Genomic DNA, 17126 nt, shown 5'->3' on the forward strand with positions numbered 1-17126 from the left:
TTCATTGGTTTAACAATTTTATATTGAAGAATAGTTGTTTATAGGAGAGATAACATGAGCCACTGGTTTGATCTATGAACTCGATCCAGAGTTAATCAAATTTGCAGTTATGATCGCTAAATACAACAATAAATTCATCATTATAAAAAATAGGAAAAGAGGAGGTTGGGAGATCCCAGGAGGCAACAAAGAAATAGGGGAAACCATTTTACACACGGCGAGTCGAGAACTCTATGAAGAGACAGGGGCAGTACGCTTCGAATTAACTCCTTATGGTGTATATGAATGGAATGGGAGCTTTGGTATGGTTTCTTATGCTGAGGTTAAATCGCTGGAGAGCTTACCGGAGTCTGAAATCGATGAAATAAAGCTTGTGGATGTATTACCTGAAGGGATGAACTTCGGAGATATGTTATATCGTTTCTCAGACAGATGGGATGGACTTGAGAACCATAAGCTTAAGAAATACACTATCGAAATAAATCATTTGAATGAGTTACCTGAAATTAAAATAAACTGATTTAAGTATCACGAACGAACAATAGCCGTTCCAATGGATATGTCAAAACTAATTGAAGAGAACAAGGAATACACTATTTTGTACGATAAAAGGGTCTTTGATAAATACAGACTTCGATCTATAAAGCCATAGGATCTTAGAAATAACATGGGGAAGGAGAGATGGCAATGACCATGATAACGTATAGAACGTTGACCCTTGATGATATGAATCAGCTGCAGGAAATAGATCGTTCGGAACATATTGATCTCATCTATGAAATGAGAGAGAACCGATTGGTTGAGCTTGAACAAAATCATGAATGCTCAAACTGGGATGAGATGCTTTTGAAAGAGATTCAAAATCGATATGTGTACGAATTAGAACAAGGTGGCATGGCATATGGTGCGTTTGCTGACGATCAATTAATCGGATTTGGTGTGCTGGCACATCAATATAGAGGAAAAGAACGAAATCAATTACAAGTTGACTTGATGTATGTCTCACGCGGGTACAGAAGACAAGGTATTGGTAAACGTATTCTAAACGAGTTAGGTGAAGAGGCTAAGAAACGTGGTGCACAGTATCTGTATATCTCCTCCACAGAGACGAAATCAGCGGTATCCTTTTATAAAAGTCAGGGCAGCCAGATTGCAAGCGACATCGATCAAGAACTTTATGACAAAGAGCCGAACGATATATATATGATAAAGGAGCTGGGCACATGACAACGGTTGGGATACTTGGCACCATTCATAATCCTGAACTCAGGGAGCGATATCATTGTTCCCTTTCTCTTTACAAGGATGTGATTACTGAGTTTAAACCAGATCTCATTTGTGGTGAAGTTCATCCGCAGAGTTGGATGAGGTATCTGAAGGACAAACATGATAGAGGATACTGGGGAGAACCAGCTAGTGAGTATTGGGAATTGGTCTTCCCTTTATGCGAGGAGCATAACATCCCATTTGTCCCTATTGACTGGTTTGAATTGGATGTGTGGAATGCTTTTGATCCATTCAACGGTTATTCGGGCGTGGAACGCAAAGCACTTGAACAACGGGATGATCATTGGTTTGTAGAGCAAATGGAGACGTCAAGGTTTGGCAAAATCCCTTTTAATTCAAAGGAGTTCGATCGTGTAACCAGACAAAAATATGAATGGTTGCATCAGGTAAACGCGAAGGCACAGAACTTTCGCTGGGTGGTCCGTAATCAGATTATGGTTCAAAGAGTCAAAAATACAATTGAAGCTCATCCAGGAAAACGAATCCTCTGTATCGTTGGAGCTGATCACAATTACATCTTCCACGAAGAGCTGATGATAGAACCCGTTGAATTGTTGTATCCGTTACGATAAAGGAATCGCTGGTAGAATTACAAATGAAACTTATTATTTAAGGAGCATTACATGCGCAAAAAAATACGTAAAACACTCAAATACAGCATACTTAGTATTATTTTAATGGTTATAGTAGCTCTGATATTTCCCACATGGACACCCAAAATTAAAGGTGAAAACAGCATCAGCATGTTAGAGCAGGTCGAAATTAACGGTACAGGACATGAAGTCATGATCAGGGGTGTTGATCGGACTAACCCTATCCTGATTTTTGTGCATGGCGGGCCGGGATGCTCGGAGATTCCATACGTAAGGAAGTATCAGAAAGAGCTTGAGCAACACTTCACGGTGGTGCATTACGATCAACGTGGGAGTGGGAAGTCCTATCACTTTTTTGAGGATTACTCGAATCTCACAACAGATGTATTAGTAGATGATTTGTTAGCGTTAAGGAATTATGTATCTAAGGAGTTAGGTCAAGAGAAGGTTATATTAATTGGTCATTCATTTGGTACATACATCGGGATGAAAGCTGCGGCTAAAGCACCCACTCAGTTTCACGCTTATATCGGCATTGGACAGATGGCTAATACGCTTCAGAGCGAACTGGAAAGTTTGGAGTACACGTACGAATAAGCGAAACAAGCCGGTAATGCAGAGGACGTTAAAAAACTGGAGCTAGTTCGGGCTCGATTGAGCAAGGAAAGGAACTTACACCTAGAATGTTGTTGCAAAAGTACGGTGGTGCAGCCAGGCTCATCCATGAGAATAGAGATTATATTTCAGGATTCCTTTTAAATCCTGAATACAATGGACTGGATATGATTCGCTTTTATTCAGGGATGTTTAGTTCACAAGACATCTTACTGAAGGAAGCATTTGATCAAAATTTACCTGATATTGTTGATCATCTGGAGATTCCTACCTATTTTGTAATGGGTAAATATGATTATATGACCACTGCGAATGCAGCACGTGATTATTTTGACGTATTGGATGCACCGATCAAAGACTTCATTATATTCAACGAGTCAGCGCATTACCCACAGTTTGAAGAGAAAGAAAAATTCGTAAAGTGGTTAAATGGGCTATTATAATATGCATTGAGAGGAGTAAGATCATATTGTTAAGTGAATTCATTGAGCTTGAAGAAGAGAGTGATGAGAGTTACCGGTGTTACACTCTGCAAAATACAGTGCAAATATTCAAACATTGCATACAGGATGAGGATTTAAATGACGTCCGAATATATGTGTCCACAAATACACCGTTAGATTCAATTATTCATAAAATAGAAGACTACATTAAGTGGTTTTCAACTTGTGAGACTGTCTTTCGAGATTATTATGAGAATGAACTTCAGGAAAAAGTACATCAAAATTGGTTGAATGAGATTGAAGTCTATCGTGTGGATATCACATTTAACAGTATAACCGACTACGGCGCAACAATATCTTGCGGAGATCATATTTTGCGCGATCACATCATGATTATTGATTTTGATAGAGAACAAATTCAAGCAATCCACTTAAATGGATAGATGGATTATTTTGTAGTAAATAGTCAAAAAAAACAATAAAGATATCGCTTTATTTTCCATAAATGTGTTATTATGTTGGTGTCGGACGAAGAATTCATTTGTTTGATCGATAGAGAGAGGAGGCACGTATTCTCGAATCATTCAATCTGTATGCATAGATTAACTGCACTGCTTGTTAAAAATAATAGAATAAGCGGAGGTATGGTTATGTTCGAAAAATGGAAGAAATTTGGCATCAGCAGCTTGGCACTGGTATTAGTGGCTGCGGTAGCTTTTACCGGATGGAGCGCTAAAGCATCAGCAGCGGACGCTTCGCAAATAGTGTCTGAGATGGGTGCAGGATGGAATCTCGGCAATCAGCTGGAAGCAGCGGTGAACGGTACACCGAATGAGACAGCTTGGGGCAATCCTACGGTAACTCCAGAGTTAATCAAAAAGGTAAAAGCGGCAGGCTTCAAATCCATTCGTATTCCCGTTTCCTATTTGAACAACATTGGAAGCGCTCCCAATTATACAATTAATGCGGCATGGCTGAATCGAATTCAGCAAGTCGTGGACTATGCGTACAATGAAGGTCTGTATGTGATCATCAATATTCATGGTGATGGGTATAATTCCGTACAGGGTGGATGGCTGCTCGTGAATGGTGGCAATCAGACTGCCATTAAGGAAAAATATAAGAAGGTTTGGCAGCAGATTGCCACCAAGTTTAGCAACTACAATGATCGCCTTATTTTCGAATCCATGAACGAAGTTTTTGATGGTAACTATGGCAATCCAAACTCGGCCTATTACACCAATCTGAACGCATACAACCAAATCTTCGTGGATACGGTTCGTCAGACTGGAGGTAACAACAATGCCAGATGGTTGCTAGTTCCAGGCTGGAACACCAACATTGACTACACTGTTGGTAATTATGGCTTTACTCTTCCGACAGATAATTACAGATCCTCGGCTATTCCTAGTTCGCAGAAGAGAATCATGATCTCGGCACACTATTACTCTCCGTGGGATTTTGCAGGTGAGGAAAACGGCAATATCACACAGTGGGGTGCAACTTCTACGAATCCTGCCAAAAAGTCTACTTGGGGACAAGAGGATTATCTTGAATCGCAATTCAAGTCCATGTACGACAAATTTGTGACTCAGGGCTATCCTGTAGTGATTGGTGAGTTCGGTTCCATTGATAAAACGTCTTACGATTCCAGCAACAATGTTTATCGTGCTGCATATGCCAAAGCAGTTACAGCAAAAGCCAAGAAATACAAAATGGTTCCTGTGTATTGGGATAACGGGCACAATGGTCAACATGGATTCGCATTATTTAACCGTTCAAATAATACCGTGACTCAGCAAAATATCATTAATGCGATCATGCAAGGTATGCAATAATTTACTGTCTATCTGCATTCGTGCAAACGGCGTGTTCCTTCAAAAGGGACATGCCGTTTTTTGTGCTACACTGAGATAAAGTTGAACAACATTTACCAATGCATTTTACATAAGCCACATACAGAATTCATTAAATCCCACACTACCTTTTATATACTTAATTTGCTTGATATAGCGAACTAAAAGGACTAGGTGGTAGACAGAATGTTAAAAAAACGTGATTTGCAGGAATGCCTTTCACTGTACAGCTTAATGATGGACCCCGCAGTTTCTCCTTACGTTCGTTATGCATGCCAATCGTATGAGGAATATCTATTCCTGACGAAACAATTGATGGCTGAAGAAGAACAAAAGACAGTGATATCCCGAACGATTTTGAATGAAACAGGGCAGCCTATTGGTACCATTGATCTATATCATATTGAGCATCGAACCGGTTTTTTAGCCACATGGATTGGATCACCGTTTTTTGGAAATGGGTATAGCCAAAGAGCCAAATCAGCCTTCTTTGTTGAATTGTTTCTGGAACATGGGATTGAAACGGTATTTATGAAGATACGCAAGCAGAATATAAGATCCAGAAAAGCCGTACAAAAACTGCCTTATGTGAAATTAGCCAATGATGTGTATCCAGATGTATATCAACGGATCAATATGAATGAACAGATGTACGATCTGTATTATGTTGAACGGTCAGCCTTTTTCCAAAATAGTATGGATCTGCACCAAGTGTTAGCTACGTAACTTATTCAGAGAGCGTTAACAGCGGCGTCAGTGATGACGCCGCTATTTGATATGATATAGGAACGGACCGTTAATATAAAATGCAGGAATATGGACTAGAGAATCGAAAGACATTAAGTAGATAACCTCATAAAATAGTGGACGGCTCAAGAAGGAGGCATTAAATGAATAATATTAACAAGATTTTGGGTGTAGTCCTCATGCTTGGCAGTGTGTTCATTTCGACAATGGAGAGAATTTCAATACGAGTATCTGTCGCTATAGTAGAAGCAGGATATGCTTCAGGAGGGACTAACGTACCCCAGTTTGCTCAGACGAACGAGCATCCAACAGGTTTACTCGTATACTTCATGTTCTTTGTTGGATTCATACTATTGGTTGCGGGATTCCCGGGGAGTTATAAGAAAAATCGTAATCATGGGCATAGCAAGGAAGTTTAGCTTGAGGAGGGATGAAAGTGTCCGAACAGGAGGAAGCGTTATCGGGAGGTAATGTGAATCAGGTTGTCAGAATAGGTGAGACGGTTCGCCGGTATGCCAAACCAAATCCATACGTGCATGAACTGCTTTTACATCTCGAAAAGGTTGGTTATGATCATGTCCCTCGATTTCTGGGAATAGATGAACAAGGGCGAGAAGTACTTTCTTACCTCGAAGGCATCGTTCCAGGCAATGATTATCCTGATCTAGAAGAGTATATGTGGTCAGACGAATCTTTGATTGAAGTCGCGAAACTGTTGAGAAGTTACCATGATGCGACCGTTGGATTTACAACAACATCAGTATCAACGAACAGATATCCAGGCGTAACTGAAGATGAAGTTGTATGTCATAATGATTTTGCGCCGTATAATATGGTGTTCAGGGACGGCCGTCCTCAAGGAGTGATTGATTTTGATATGGCAGGTCCGGGTCCTCGTCTGTGGGATATCGCCTATGCCTTGTACACGTCCGTTCCACTCGCAGATTTCTCACCAATGATGGATGGAAAGGGTGTTATGCCTTACTCTAGCCAGGCGCATGGATCTGTGCGAAAAGAACGCATTACATTATTTATGAGCAAGTATGGACTGAGTGTGCCCACAGACCTGAAGGAATGGGTTATATCACGCATTCGTTTTATGTGTAAAACACTATCAGATCGCGCAGCTGCTGGGGAACATGCTTTTATGAAAATGGTAGAGGAAGGTCATCTCGCACACTATGAGAAAGAGCTTGTCTTTCTGGAAAAGCATTTTGAGGATTGGACTTAATTAAGGAGTGATCACTTCAATGTACAAACTTAAAACAATAATAACAGACCAAAGTGTCATTGAATTTATTGAACAGATCGAGCATGCAAAGAAACGTGAAGACGCTTATCAATTATTGGATATCTTCACGGAGAGGACAGGTTATGATGCGAAAATGTGGGGACCGAGTATAATTGGATTCGGTGCATATCATTACAGATATGAATCGGGTCACGAAGGAGATGCACCACTAGTGGGCTTCTCGCCACGAAAGGCGAAGATCAGTTTGTATTTTGCCACAGGGGATAGCGAGCGAGAAAATCTATTAAAGGACTTTGGAAAACATACAACAGGGAAAGCATGTGTGTACATCAACAAGGTCGCGGACATTCATCTGGATGTGTTGAAAGCGCTAATCGTGCAGTCTGTTGAGTTCTTAAAAGAAACTTATCCGAATCAATAAATCTGCACGCTCAACAAGTACTGAATTACTGGAGAACATAAAACGCTTCTATCTATCACATAAACGTTATAACGCATAAACAGGCTGTCTTGAAGATCAAGACAACCTGTTTATTGCCAGCAGTTCTCGTTCAGGAGTGGAGAATCTTATACATATGACATGTTTAATTCGTACCGTAAATATCCAACGTATATGTTGAGCAGGACCATAATCAGTTAACAAAATGAATACGCTCAGAGTCCTCTACCGTGTAGCTTGCCCGTAAGTCCGAATCTCGATCAATTCCGCATACCTGCTGCCATTAGTAGCATCAATGATTACTCTAAGCGCTTGCACATACACAGGTGTATCCAAGGAATGGATGACTTTTCTTCTGCGGTTTTCCAATACGTTTATAATCTTGATCCACTCATCAGACGGATTCAATACTTCCACTCGATAATCACACACCAGCTCAGGCATCACACGGAATGCGGTCTGATGGTGATGTAAATTAACCAAATCCTCGTTCACATCATCATTAAACGTCAAGTGCAATTCAGTCAAGGTTTGTGGCTCTTCCCATGTCAGTTGTACCCATTCTGGCTTGCCAGACTGCATCGGCTGTGACATCCACTGTTGCGGCCCACCATAAGGGCGATGGTAACCGTTGATCGTGTTGTCCGCTGAATAGGCCGTGGTCTCAGAGAGGGTACGACAGCAGAAGGGCTGACGCGCCAACCCTTGCATGGACCATAATACGACAGGCTGATCAGTGGCGTGGTCCTCCAGATTTTTGGACACGTGGTTTTCTTCTGTTTTGAAGAAGATCAGCACCCCGCTGTGTGCTTCTGTCGAATGATAGAGTGAGACGGCTTTATTGGAGCGGATGATTATAAAAGCATTCTGCGGTTCTTCCGGTCGCCATTCGAGCGGAAGCTTCACCCACTGCGAATTTCCCGTTGTAACGTTAACAGTCGCCGTAACTTGTAACAAATGCGGGACGTAGTTCTCCTTACGCCCCGTATCCCACAGCTCTACCGTCAGCGCGGTATCGCTGGATGCATCCAGCAGCAGCTCCAGGCCGCTGAGCACTGGATGCACAGGCAGCAGCAGGGCAACATCCGTACCCAGCGGGTACGTCTCGCCAGGCTGCTCAAGGGCGATGCCCGTCAGCGTGCTGGAGGCTGTAGCCTTGGCACGCCGGGCCAGATCCAGCTCATCGTGGCTGCGCACCCCGATGATGGAAGCGTCCTGCCGCAGCAACGTCTGCTGCAGCACCGCCAGATGCCTCGCGTGCAGCTCGCGCGGCGACACCCCCATGGCCGCGCAGAGCGCCGCGCCTGTACCCGCGGCTTCGCCGATGACCGCGCATGTTGCCATGACGCGGGTCGTGCCGAAGGCGACATGTGATGCACTGATGTCGCGTCCGGCCATGAGCATATTCCGCACATTCGCGGAATACAACGAGCGGAACGGCACGTGATATACGCCATCGGCATGCATATGCTTCGAGCCACTCGCTTCGGCGTACATGCCCTGCGGAGGATGCAGGTCAATGGACCAGCCGCCAAAGGCAACGGCATCCGGGAATTCCCGTTGGCTGATAATATCGTTCTGGGTGAGCACATAGTCACCCGTGAAGCGGCGGTACTCCCTTTTGCCAGGCAGAGAACCAATCCACTCTAGCGTCATATTGTCGGCATCAAACTTGCCGGAATTCTTGATATAGTCCCAGATCCCGTAGATCACGGACCACAGTTCATCACGAATCAGCTCATTGTCATGAACGGTGTCATGTTCACCGCCCCATTCAATCCACCAGTAATGACAACCGGAATCCCCGCTGCGAATGACCCGGCGAATCGGAATGCTGGTCTGTGTAATATCTTTGGCAAAAGAAGGCGGGATATAACGGACAGGCGCACCAGCATCCTTGGTATAGAAGAGAAGTGTACTGCCCAGCGTGATCTGATCAGCTACCTCTGGTGCCCACTCTTCGCCATATTCGCTGCGGGCTTCCCGACCAAGTGCAAACTTGGCACCTGCCAGAAAGCCAACCAACCCATCGCCCGTACAGTCTATATAGATCTGACTCTCGAATCGGATTTTGCGTTCAGAACCCATCATCCACCCGGTAACAGAGGTAATCATGCGTTCCTCTTCATCCCCAGTGGCCTCGACTTCATGTACATCCGTGTTCAGATACAGGTTAATGTTGGATTCAGCTCGAACGGCTTCCAGAATGATCAAGTCCCAGAGATAAGGATTGCCCTCAGGATTACGATACTGATTCTCTACAAATAGTTCCCCCATGATGCCCGTCTCGCGGGCATAGCGGTTAATTCCGTGGGCGGTAGCGCCGCAGACCCACACGCGTACTTCACTGCTGGAATTGCCACCGAGTACAGGACGATTCTGTACCAGAGCGACATGTTGGCCCAGCCGGGCAGCAGATATGGCAGCACATACGCCAGCAAGCCCGCCCCCGATGACGGTGATATCCGGTTTAACGAGTTCGTGCTTCATGTGAACACCTCTCTCATTGAATATGGATGAGCCTAAGCTCAGATTTCATATTTCATATCTATAATTTCATATTAGTTCTATATATTTACTTTTCAAATACACTATATTATCATCGAGCATATACTTTATTTCATAACAAAGGCAGGTGTGTCATGGACCTCCTTAATCACATCTACTGGAAGAAGAAAGCTGAATTTGCTCTGACAGAAGATATCTACGACGCTTGGGTGGTCTTTGCCGTTGAAGAGGGTGTATTTCGTTACGAGATTGATGGACAGAGCGGAGAGGCGGGTTTTGCTGATCTGGTGTTATGTCCGCCCCACGTTCCTTTTCGCAGAGAGACGGTAACCCCGCTGACGTTTCACTATATGCTGTTCCGTTGTAACTCCGCAGAGGATGAGCGTCTCCTGCCGCCAATCGGAAAATCCCTCATTAATGATACAAAGCGTCTGGCTTCAACATATGCCTACCTGCGTCAGGCGAGTGAGGACAACGATGATGCTACAACAGGATGGAAAACCCACTTGATGTTGGATTTGTGGCGGCTATATCAATGGGAGCGCAGACAGAGCAGGCTAATGGAAACGAAGTTCACGGAGGATGCCCTCATGGCTGAAGCGGCAGTATTGTTGGAGGAATGGGCGGGAGAGGCGGTCAGTCTTCGAACGTTGGCCGAACAGTTGGCTTTGAGTCCAGTCCAGCTCACCCGAAGGTTCCGGGAGGCCTTTCAAGAGACACCATCCGATTATCTGAAAGCGATTCGTCTCAAAAAAGCAAAAGCTTTGCTGGCAGATAGCCGTCTGACTCTCACGCAGATCGCTGAGAGATGTGGATATGAGAACGGATTTTATCTGAGCCGTGTATTTTCGTCCACCATAGGAATCAGTCCCTCAGAGTATCGAAAACGACATCAAGTATGAGGTAAGGGTCTCGTCCATCCAGCCTTCCATCCATTCACTCATTCATTTCTTGCTTACACCAATAGAACATATCTGTGTAGTTCACATGGATGCAGGTAGCGAATATCACAAATCCATGCAAATCATTCGACTCCGGCTGTAAATGGCAGGCAGGTGCTATAATGGGGTCATTAATTGTAGGGGAGCGAGCACTAAGGAATGAAGAAGCCAAATTGGAAGAGTTGGTTGCCACAGCGGCTCAGATACCGCCTGTTCGGTGCATTTGTGGTGTTGATTCTTTTGCCGTTCAGTGCATTGAATGTCTACAATTATCAGCAAATTGAATCCCTGGTCGAGCAGAAAATCAGTGAGCAGAGTCATGAGCAGCTAGTCCAGATGTATCGCTCTCTGGAGGACCAGATGAGCATTGCCTTCAAAACGCTCATTTTTCTGGAACAGGATTCCGCGGTAAGAAATGTGCTAACCTCCCCGGACAGTCGTACGCCGCTTGAGAACAAGTCGCTGGTAGAAGAAAAGTTCAAGATGATCAACAACAGTTTTTTCCTATATAATCCTTCGGTGTACTTTACCTTGCTGGATTTTCATGATAGCGTTTACACTTCGTATTTGCCCAAAAAAGCACTGACGTATGGCCCCTATCTGGAACAATTCCGTGAGCGTCTGGGGGAAATAACCATTCCAAAAGGCGGTGCGGATTCACACTCGCTTCAACCGGAAGAACTCTTCTATCGCTGGGATGCACGGGATTCCAACCCTGTGCTTAGAGAGTTATCTTCCAGCCCATATCTGTTGTCGCTGTATGCTTACATGAAAGATAGCGGCGGCAAGCGATACGGGCTGGCACGAATTAGCATTGATTATTCCTACTGGTTCCAGACCATGTTGAAGGATTCACAGAGTAACCAGGAGTATTACCTTATTACAGGTAGTGGAGAGACCATCACCAGTTCATCCAAAACAGCGGTGCTCTCCCCGGAGGTTACGCGTGAAATAGCTCTTCATCCGGCACAGGCTTACCTGACCGATCCAGCCTCGGATACGCTGATTAACTACGTGTACATCGAATCACTGGACTGGTATATGGTGAATCGCATTCCACTTTCCATCCTGTTTACAGAGATATCCGAGCTTAAACAACGTTACTTTCTGACCTTTTTTGGTTTCACAGGAGCATTTGTAGTGATGGCTTTTATGATCTCGGCAACGTTTACGCGCCCCTTGTCGCACTTACAGAACAAGATGAAGGAGGTTGTCCGCAAAAACCTCAAGATTCGTATTCCCGAAGGCCGCAGCCGTGGGGAAGTATTGGAATTGACACGCACGTTTAATACGATGCTGGATGATGCTAATCAGATGATCAACAGACTCAAGGCGGAGGAACGTCAAAAGGAAGTGGTACATTTTCATATGCTTCTGGCCCAGATGAATCCGCACTTTCTCCTGAATACATTGAATACAATGAAATGGAGCGCGATCCGCAGCGGGAATGAAGAGATCTCCGAGATGTGTGTTTCCTTGGGCAAATTACTGGAAGTCAGCCTGAATTCACAGGTCGAATTGGTATACCTGAAGGACGAGATTGAGTTGGTTCAAGCCTACCTTCATATTCAGCGGATTCGTTACCGCGATAGCTTTGAGGTGACTTGTGAATTTGACGATAAACTGGAATATGCGCTCGTGCCCAAGCTGAGCTTGCAGCCACTGGTGGAGAATGCCATTCATCACGGTGTCGGGCCACTGGAACAACTTGGTCAGATCCGCATCGGAATTTACAGGCAAGACACAGGAAAGCTGATGCTGGAGGTGGCAGACAACGGAATTGGAATGGAGGAATCCCGGCGTCAGCAGATGACTCGCACACGTCTGGGGATCGGCCTGTCTAACCTTAAGGAACGATTGCGATTATTGTTCAAAGGCCAAAGTGAACTCGAAGTGATTGATACCAAGCCGGGGACATTAGTGAGGTTCAGCATTCCTTTTTTATTGTCGACGCCGTACGTACAGAAGCGATCTGACTAGCCGACTGGAGAGGGGAATCTGGCATGTGGAAAGTATTACTTGTAGAAGATGAGGTATTTGTACGTGAGTCGGTGCGAGAGATTATTTCCTGGGAAGAGCTGGGCTTCACGGTCATCGGAGAATCCGGTAATGGGACCGAAGCGCTGGCGATGATCATACAGGATACACCGGATCTGGTACTGACCGATATTGTCATGCCAGGTATGGATGGTCTGGAATTACTTAAACAGACCCGTCAGGCCGGGTTAAAAACCAAATTTGTCATGCTCACCTGTATGGGGGAGTTCGAATATGTACGCCGGGCAATGGAATACGGGGCATCCAATTATATTTTGAAACTGTCCATGAGTGTGAATTCACTGCGTGATACACTCCGTAAAGTAAGTGCAGAACTGGGAGCTTCAACTGAAGCCCGGACAGAGACAGATCATCATGAAGTGCCACCTTCCACACCGGTTCTCCCATCAACGCCTGATTTGCCTAATTCTCTTACGGTCTCTTCTGCGCCCCCGTCTGATACGGATCTTCCATTTACACCTGTTCGTGAGCCGATTGTGAAGCATCCGGAGATTAGCAAAATAATTCAGTATATCGGACAGCATTACGACCAGGACATTACCGTCAAATCCATGTCACGATATGTGATGATGGGCGAGAATTATGTGAGTGCTCTGTTCAAAAAGAAAACCGGTCATACCCTGATTCATTACCTGCATGGGGTACGGATGGAGAAAGCGGCTGAATACTTGCGTGAGACGGACCTTCCTGTACAGGAGATTGGTTACCGGGTAGGGTTCGGAAGTGATAATTATTTCATCAAAATATTCAAGCGTTGGACCGGTTGCACGCCCAGCCAGTATCGCCATCGTTCGTGACTCACAGGATGAGTAGAAGGAATATGTGTACCGAGTGCTCAGGCAAGCACAAGTAAATCCGCATTTTTGTTCAATCCGAATCATGGATATGTATCTTATGAACCCAGCAAGGTCCCTGCTACGATGTAACGGAAGGTACACTTCAATTCAGGGAGGTCATGTGACCAGATGAAAATCAAAAAAGGATTAACGGGGTTAATCGTAGGCGCGCTGATGCTGGGATTACTTGCCGGCTGTGTAGGTAAAAATGAGACGAACGGTGGAGATAACGGAGGTGGAGCGGCAGAGGGAAAAGTGAAGCTCACCATGTGGGGCGCGGTGCCGCCTGAGAATGGTCCACAGGAAGTGGTGGATACCTGGAATGCGGAGCATCCTGATATTCAGGTGGAATATGTGCGGTTTGTGAATGACGATGATGGCAACCTGAAGCTGGATACGGCGCTGTCCACCGGGCAGAACGTTGACCTGTATGTCAACTATACCCTTACAAATCTGGATAAACGCATCAAGGGCGGGACAGCGCTGGATCTGGGCGAGTTCACCGACTACAACATTGATGAGAAAATGGGTGAAGATGCGGCTTCCTGGAAAGTGGACGGTAAATATTACGGGATGCCAACCAAGAAAAACGCTGCCTTCTTCGCTTTAAATATGAAAGCGCTTGATCAGGCCGGACTGAGTGTACCGAAAGCTTGGACATGGGATGAAGCCCGTGAATATGCACTCAAACTGAAGACAGCTGGCTTCAAGTACGGATTGGTGCAGCATACCGCTTCCTATGTAGACCCGCTCGATTCCGTTCTGGTGAAGAACGGTTATGTTAAGGCAGACGGTTCTTCCAACCTCGATGATCCACTCGTTACCAAATGGCTGGAGACGTTGAACGGGATGATGAAGGAGGATGCAACCACGCCTCCACTCGGGGAGCAGCTGACTTCCAAAATGCCGGTGGAAAACATGTTCCTTGGCGGTGAGTCTGCCATGATTAATATCGGCGAATGGCTGATCCGTACATCCAACAATATGACTGAGTTCCCTCGGGATTGGAAAATCGCCTTTGCCCCTGTACCGAGACTGGCTGCAGAGGAAGCGGATATGGTGAAGAGTGGAGGACTGGGTGACTTTATTGCGATCAATTCCAAGTCGAAAAATAAAGAAGCCGCATGGGAGTTCCTGAAATGGTACGCCGATGGGGGAATGATGCCGATGGCTGCGGGTGGACGTCTGCCTTCATCGAATGCCGTTGATCAGCAGACTGCCATTGATCATTTGCTTGGCGATTATGCTGATTCTTATGATAAAGAGTCTCTGGAATTTGTGTTGTACGGTGACGAGACACCTACGTTTGTCCGCAGCATTGCGCAGGAAGTGGTCGATCTGCGTGCACAGGAGTATGAAAAGTTCTTCCTCGGTAACCAGACTGCCGAAGTAACGGTACAGAACATGGTCAAACGACATAATGACTGGCTGAAACAGAATCAATAGATTGCAAAAGCAATGAGTCCAAAGGCCGTCCCAATGGGGCGGTTTTTTCTATATAAACAATAGAACAATTCCATGTTATTTCTCTCCCGAAAGGCACTGCCGAAATACATATATCTGTGATATCAGGTACAGGGTTATGTTCCTTAAATGTTAGAGGACATCTTGTTATGCTTAATTCCAGAACAGATGTTAAGGAGTGGGGGAGCATATGCATAAATCCTGGATGAAACGGCAGAGCAGACTCGGGTATCTGTTTATTGGGCCCAATATGATTGGCGTGCTGTTGTTTTTTATTATACCGGCTGTCTATTCGTTCTATCTCATGTTCACTGATTACAAATTCATGAGCCCGGAGACGAATTTCGTAGGGCTGGACAATATCCGCCGGATGTTGAATGATGATCTGTTTGGCGTGGCGCTGCGAAATACATTTGTATTTCTGTTAGCGGTTCCGGTATCAATGGGGTTGGCTTTTATCGTGGCGGTGGCGCTGAACAAGTCGGTGTATTGGCAAAAAACGCTGCGTGCCCTCTATTTCATGCCCTATATCACCAGCGGCGTTGCCATCGCTTTTGTCTGGATGCTGCTGTTCCAGCCAACATCGGGGCCGATTAATGGTTTCTTGCGGGGAATCGGTATTACGAATCCACCCGGCTGGTTATCAACAACCGAATGGTCCATGTATGCGATTGATATCATCTGGATCTGGTTCATGTTGGGTTACAACATGATTATTTATCTGGCCGCTTTGCAGGAAATTCCGGAGGAATTGGTTGAGGCTGCACGGATAGATGGAGCCCGTCCCTGGCAGACAATACGCCAAGTGATCTGGCCGCTTGTGAGTCCAACGACCTTTTTGTTGCTAATTACCGGGCTGATCATGACCATCAAAAACTTTGGTATCATTCAAGCGATTACCCAGGGTGGGCCAGGGAACAGTACAACCGTCCTGTCGCTGTTTATCTACCAGAATGCCTTCCGATATTACGAGATGGGATATGCTGCTGCCATTAGTTGGGCGCTCTTTGCCATCATCATGGTCTTCACTGTATTACAGTGGCTCGGTCAGAAACGTTGGGTTCACTATTAAGGAGGGGAGGAAATTGTTATGGAGAAACAAATTGCCGCGAGTGCGAAGCCCCCAGCTCCACATTCACCTAAAGTTAAAGTCCGCATGGAGTCCTTGACGCAGATTCGAAAAATCATACTGACAATTCTGATGTCCGGGTTTGCTTTGCTGATGATTATGCCGTTCATCTGGATGATCAGCACGTCGTTCAAATCTCCTGCGGACGTATTCACCTATCCCATCCAGTGGATACCCTCCAGCCTGAACTGGGAGCATCATATTAAGGTCTGGAGCGGAGTGGATACCTTTGCCACATATTATCTGAACTCGTTGAAAATATCGCTAATTAGCACGATCGGAGCTGTATTTCTCTCGGCTTTTGCAGCCTATGGCTTCGCACGGATTCAATTCAAAGGCCGGGAGACACTGTTCCTGATCTATCTCTCAATGATGATGGTGCCACCGCAGGTACTCTTTGTACCGAAGTTCCTGATGTTTGAATGGGTTGGCATATATAATACGCATTGGGCATTAATCCTGCCTGGAATATTCACGATTTTTGGGGTGTTTATGCTGCGGCAATTCTTCCTGTCCGTGCCTTCAGAGATCTCGGAAGCGGCGTTCATCGACGGTGCCGGTCACCTGCGCATATTCTTCAGGCTGATTCTGCCCTTGGCGAAGCCTGCACTGGCTACCCTGGCCATTATCGATTTCTCCTGGCACTGGAATGACTATGAGAATGCGCTAGTGTTCCTGATCGACAAAGACCTGTACACTGTGCCGCTCGGACTGCAGAACTTTATTCTGGAGAACAATGTGGACTACAACGGCATGATGGCCGCTGCCACGGCAGGCATTATTCCGATGATCATCGTTTTCCTCGTGGGTCAGCATTATATCATTCAGGGCGTGGCCGGAAGTGCCGTGAAGGGCTGAAACTGCTGTCACTGTGATCCCATATAATAACCCTTTTGCTGAACGAAGAGATTTTCGTGGCAGAAGGGTTTTCTGTTGTGAGGGAGAGTAACTTATCTTC

At 45.4% G+C, this 17126-nt stretch carries 16 protein-coding genes and 1 pseudogene; 16 read left to right on the forward strand and 1 reads right to left on the reverse strand.

Going from position 1 to position 17126, the window contains the following annotated elements:
* Positions 1-67 precede the first annotated feature (67 nt).
* The 10 genes and pseudogenes from ACE04G_RS19985 to ACE04G_RS20030 all read left to right on the forward strand — a co-directional run bounded on the left by ACE04G_RS19985 (position 68) and on the right by ACE04G_RS20030 (position 7214).
* On the forward strand, positions 68-520 hold the full coding sequence (locus tag ACE04G_RS19985; RefSeq protein WP_405132076.1) for an NUDIX hydrolase: 453 nt from the start codon (positions 68-70) through the stop codon (positions 518-520).
* 167 nt (positions 521-687) lie between these two features.
* Entirely contained in the window at positions 688-1227 is a 540-nt protein-coding gene (locus tag ACE04G_RS19990; RefSeq protein ID WP_449004393.1) for a GNAT family N-acetyltransferase, read from the forward strand.
* Entirely contained in the window at positions 1224-1859 is a 636-nt protein-coding gene (locus tag ACE04G_RS19995) for a hypothetical protein (RefSeq protein WP_449004394.1), read from the forward strand. The genes ACE04G_RS19990 and ACE04G_RS19995 overlap by 4 nt, the downstream gene beginning before the upstream one ends.
* Positions 1860-1910: 51 nt before the next feature.
* Positions 1911-2938: pseudogene (locus ACE04G_RS20000) on the forward strand (alpha/beta fold hydrolase).
* A gap of 26 nt (positions 2939-2964) precedes the next feature.
* Positions 2965-3381: a hypothetical protein gene (locus tag ACE04G_RS20005; protein ID WP_405132078.1), complete on the forward strand. Its 417-nt coding sequence runs from the start codon at positions 2965-2967 to the stop codon at positions 3379-3381.
* Between the two features lie 207 nt (positions 3382-3588).
* Positions 3589-4776 (forward strand): glycoside hydrolase family 5 protein, encoded by a 1188-nt coding sequence (locus ACE04G_RS20010; protein WP_449004395.1) that lies wholly within the window; start codon positions 3589-3591, stop codon positions 4774-4776.
* A gap of 204 nt (positions 4777-4980) precedes the next feature.
* On the forward strand, positions 4981-5520 hold the full coding sequence (locus ACE04G_RS20015) for a GNAT family N-acetyltransferase (protein ID WP_449004396.1): 540 nt from the start codon (positions 4981-4983) through the stop codon (positions 5518-5520).
* 164 nt (positions 5521-5684) lie between these two features.
* Positions 5685-5960, forward strand: coding sequence for a hypothetical protein (locus ACE04G_RS20020; protein WP_091031581.1), 276 nt, complete (start codon positions 5685-5687; stop codon positions 5958-5960).
* An 11-nt stretch (positions 5961-5971) separates the two neighbouring features.
* A complete protein-coding gene (locus tag ACE04G_RS20025; RefSeq protein WP_405132080.1) occupies positions 5972-6772 on the forward strand; it encodes an aminoglycoside phosphotransferase family protein in 801 nt (266 codons plus the stop codon).
* Between the two features lie 19 nt (positions 6773-6791).
* A complete protein-coding gene (locus ACE04G_RS20030; RefSeq protein ID WP_405132081.1) occupies positions 6792-7214 on the forward strand; it encodes a DUF1801 domain-containing protein in 423 nt (140 codons plus the stop codon).
* 243 nt (positions 7215-7457) lie between these two features.
* Here the strand turns inward: ACE04G_RS20030 and ACE04G_RS20035 are convergent, their stop codons facing one another.
* A complete protein-coding gene (locus ACE04G_RS20035; RefSeq protein WP_405132082.1) occupies positions 7458-9722 on the reverse strand; it encodes an FAD-dependent oxidoreductase in 2265 nt (754 codons plus the stop codon).
* Between the two features lie 152 nt (positions 9723-9874).
* Between ACE04G_RS20035 and ACE04G_RS20040 the strand changes: the two genes are divergently transcribed.
* The 6 genes from ACE04G_RS20040 (at position 9875) to ACE04G_RS20065 (ending at position 17026) form a co-directional block, all read left to right on the forward strand.
* Positions 9875-10642, forward strand: a complete 768-nt coding sequence (locus ACE04G_RS20040; RefSeq protein WP_405132083.1) for a helix-turn-helix domain-containing protein — start codon at positions 9875-9877, stop codon at positions 10640-10642.
* A gap of 198 nt (positions 10643-10840) precedes the next feature.
* Positions 10841-12661 carry a sensor histidine kinase gene (locus ACE04G_RS20045; protein ID WP_449004397.1) on the forward strand — a complete coding sequence of 607 codons (1821 nt, stop codon included), beginning with the start codon at positions 10841-10843 and terminating at the stop codon, positions 12659-12661.
* Between the two features lie 23 nt (positions 12662-12684).
* The gene (locus tag ACE04G_RS20050; protein ID WP_221825073.1) at positions 12685-13536 is read left to right on the forward strand and encodes a response regulator transcription factor; all 852 of its coding nucleotides are present in this window, start codon (positions 12685-12687) and stop codon (positions 13534-13536) included.
* A gap of 168 nt (positions 13537-13704) precedes the next feature.
* Positions 13705-15021: an ABC transporter substrate-binding protein gene (locus ACE04G_RS20055; protein WP_339184350.1), complete on the forward strand. Its 1317-nt coding sequence runs from the start codon at positions 13705-13707 to the stop codon at positions 15019-15021.
* A gap of 208 nt (positions 15022-15229) precedes the next feature.
* On the forward strand, positions 15230-16111 hold the full coding sequence (locus tag ACE04G_RS20060) for a carbohydrate ABC transporter permease (RefSeq protein ID WP_074094700.1): 882 nt from the start codon (positions 15230-15232) through the stop codon (positions 16109-16111).
* Positions 16112-16129: 18 nt separating this feature from the next.
* On the forward strand, positions 16130-17026 hold the full coding sequence (locus tag ACE04G_RS20065) for a carbohydrate ABC transporter permease (protein ID WP_339184352.1): 897 nt from the start codon (positions 16130-16132) through the stop codon (positions 17024-17026).
* Positions 17027-17126 lie beyond the last annotated feature (100 nt).

Source organism: Paenibacillus sp. AGC31 (assembly GCF_057334655.1).

Bases quoted from the DNA above. Each gene is read 5' to 3' on its own strand.
- ACE04G_RS19990 (WP_449004393.1), top strand. From the start codon at position 688: ATGACCATGATAACGTATAGAACGTTGACCCTTGATGATATGAATCAG.
- ACE04G_RS19995 (WP_449004394.1), top strand. From the start codon at position 1,224: ATGACAACGGTTGGGATACTTGGCACCATTCATAATCCTGAACTCAGG.
- ACE04G_RS20010 (WP_449004395.1), top strand. From the start codon at position 3,589: ATGTTCGAAAAATGGAAGAAATTTGGCATCAGCAGCTTGGCACTGGTA.
- ACE04G_RS20015 (WP_449004396.1), top strand. From the start codon at position 4,981: ATGTTAAAAAAACGTGATTTGCAGGAATGCCTTTCACTGTACAGCTTA.
- ACE04G_RS20020 (WP_091031581.1), top strand. From the start codon at position 5,685: ATGAATAATATTAACAAGATTTTGGGTGTAGTCCTCATGCTTGGCAGT.
- ACE04G_RS20025 (WP_405132080.1), top strand. From the start codon at position 5,972: ATGAAAGTGTCCGAACAGGAGGAAGCGTTATCGGGAGGTAATGTGAAT.
- ACE04G_RS20030 (WP_405132081.1), top strand. From the start codon at position 6,792: ATGTACAAACTTAAAACAATAATAACAGACCAAAGTGTCATTGAATTT.
- ACE04G_RS20035 (WP_405132082.1), bottom strand. From the start codon at position 9,722: ATGAAGCACGAACTCGTTAAACCGGATATCACCGTCATCGGGGGCGGG.
- ACE04G_RS20040 (WP_405132083.1), top strand. From the start codon at position 9,875: ATGGACCTCCTTAATCACATCTACTGGAAGAAGAAAGCTGAATTTGCT.
- ACE04G_RS20045 (WP_449004397.1), top strand. From the start codon at position 10,841: ATGAAGAAGCCAAATTGGAAGAGTTGGTTGCCACAGCGGCTCAGATAC.
- ACE04G_RS20050 (WP_221825073.1), top strand. From the start codon at position 12,685: ATGTGGAAAGTATTACTTGTAGAAGATGAGGTATTTGTACGTGAGTCG.
- ACE04G_RS20055 (WP_339184350.1), top strand. From the start codon at position 13,705: ATGAAAATCAAAAAAGGATTAACGGGGTTAATCGTAGGCGCGCTGATG.
- ACE04G_RS20060 (WP_074094700.1), top strand. From the start codon at position 15,230: ATGCATAAATCCTGGATGAAACGGCAGAGCAGACTCGGGTATCTGTTT.
- ACE04G_RS20065 (WP_339184352.1), top strand. From the start codon at position 16,130: ATGGAGAAACAAATTGCCGCGAGTGCGAAGCCCCCAGCTCCACATTCA.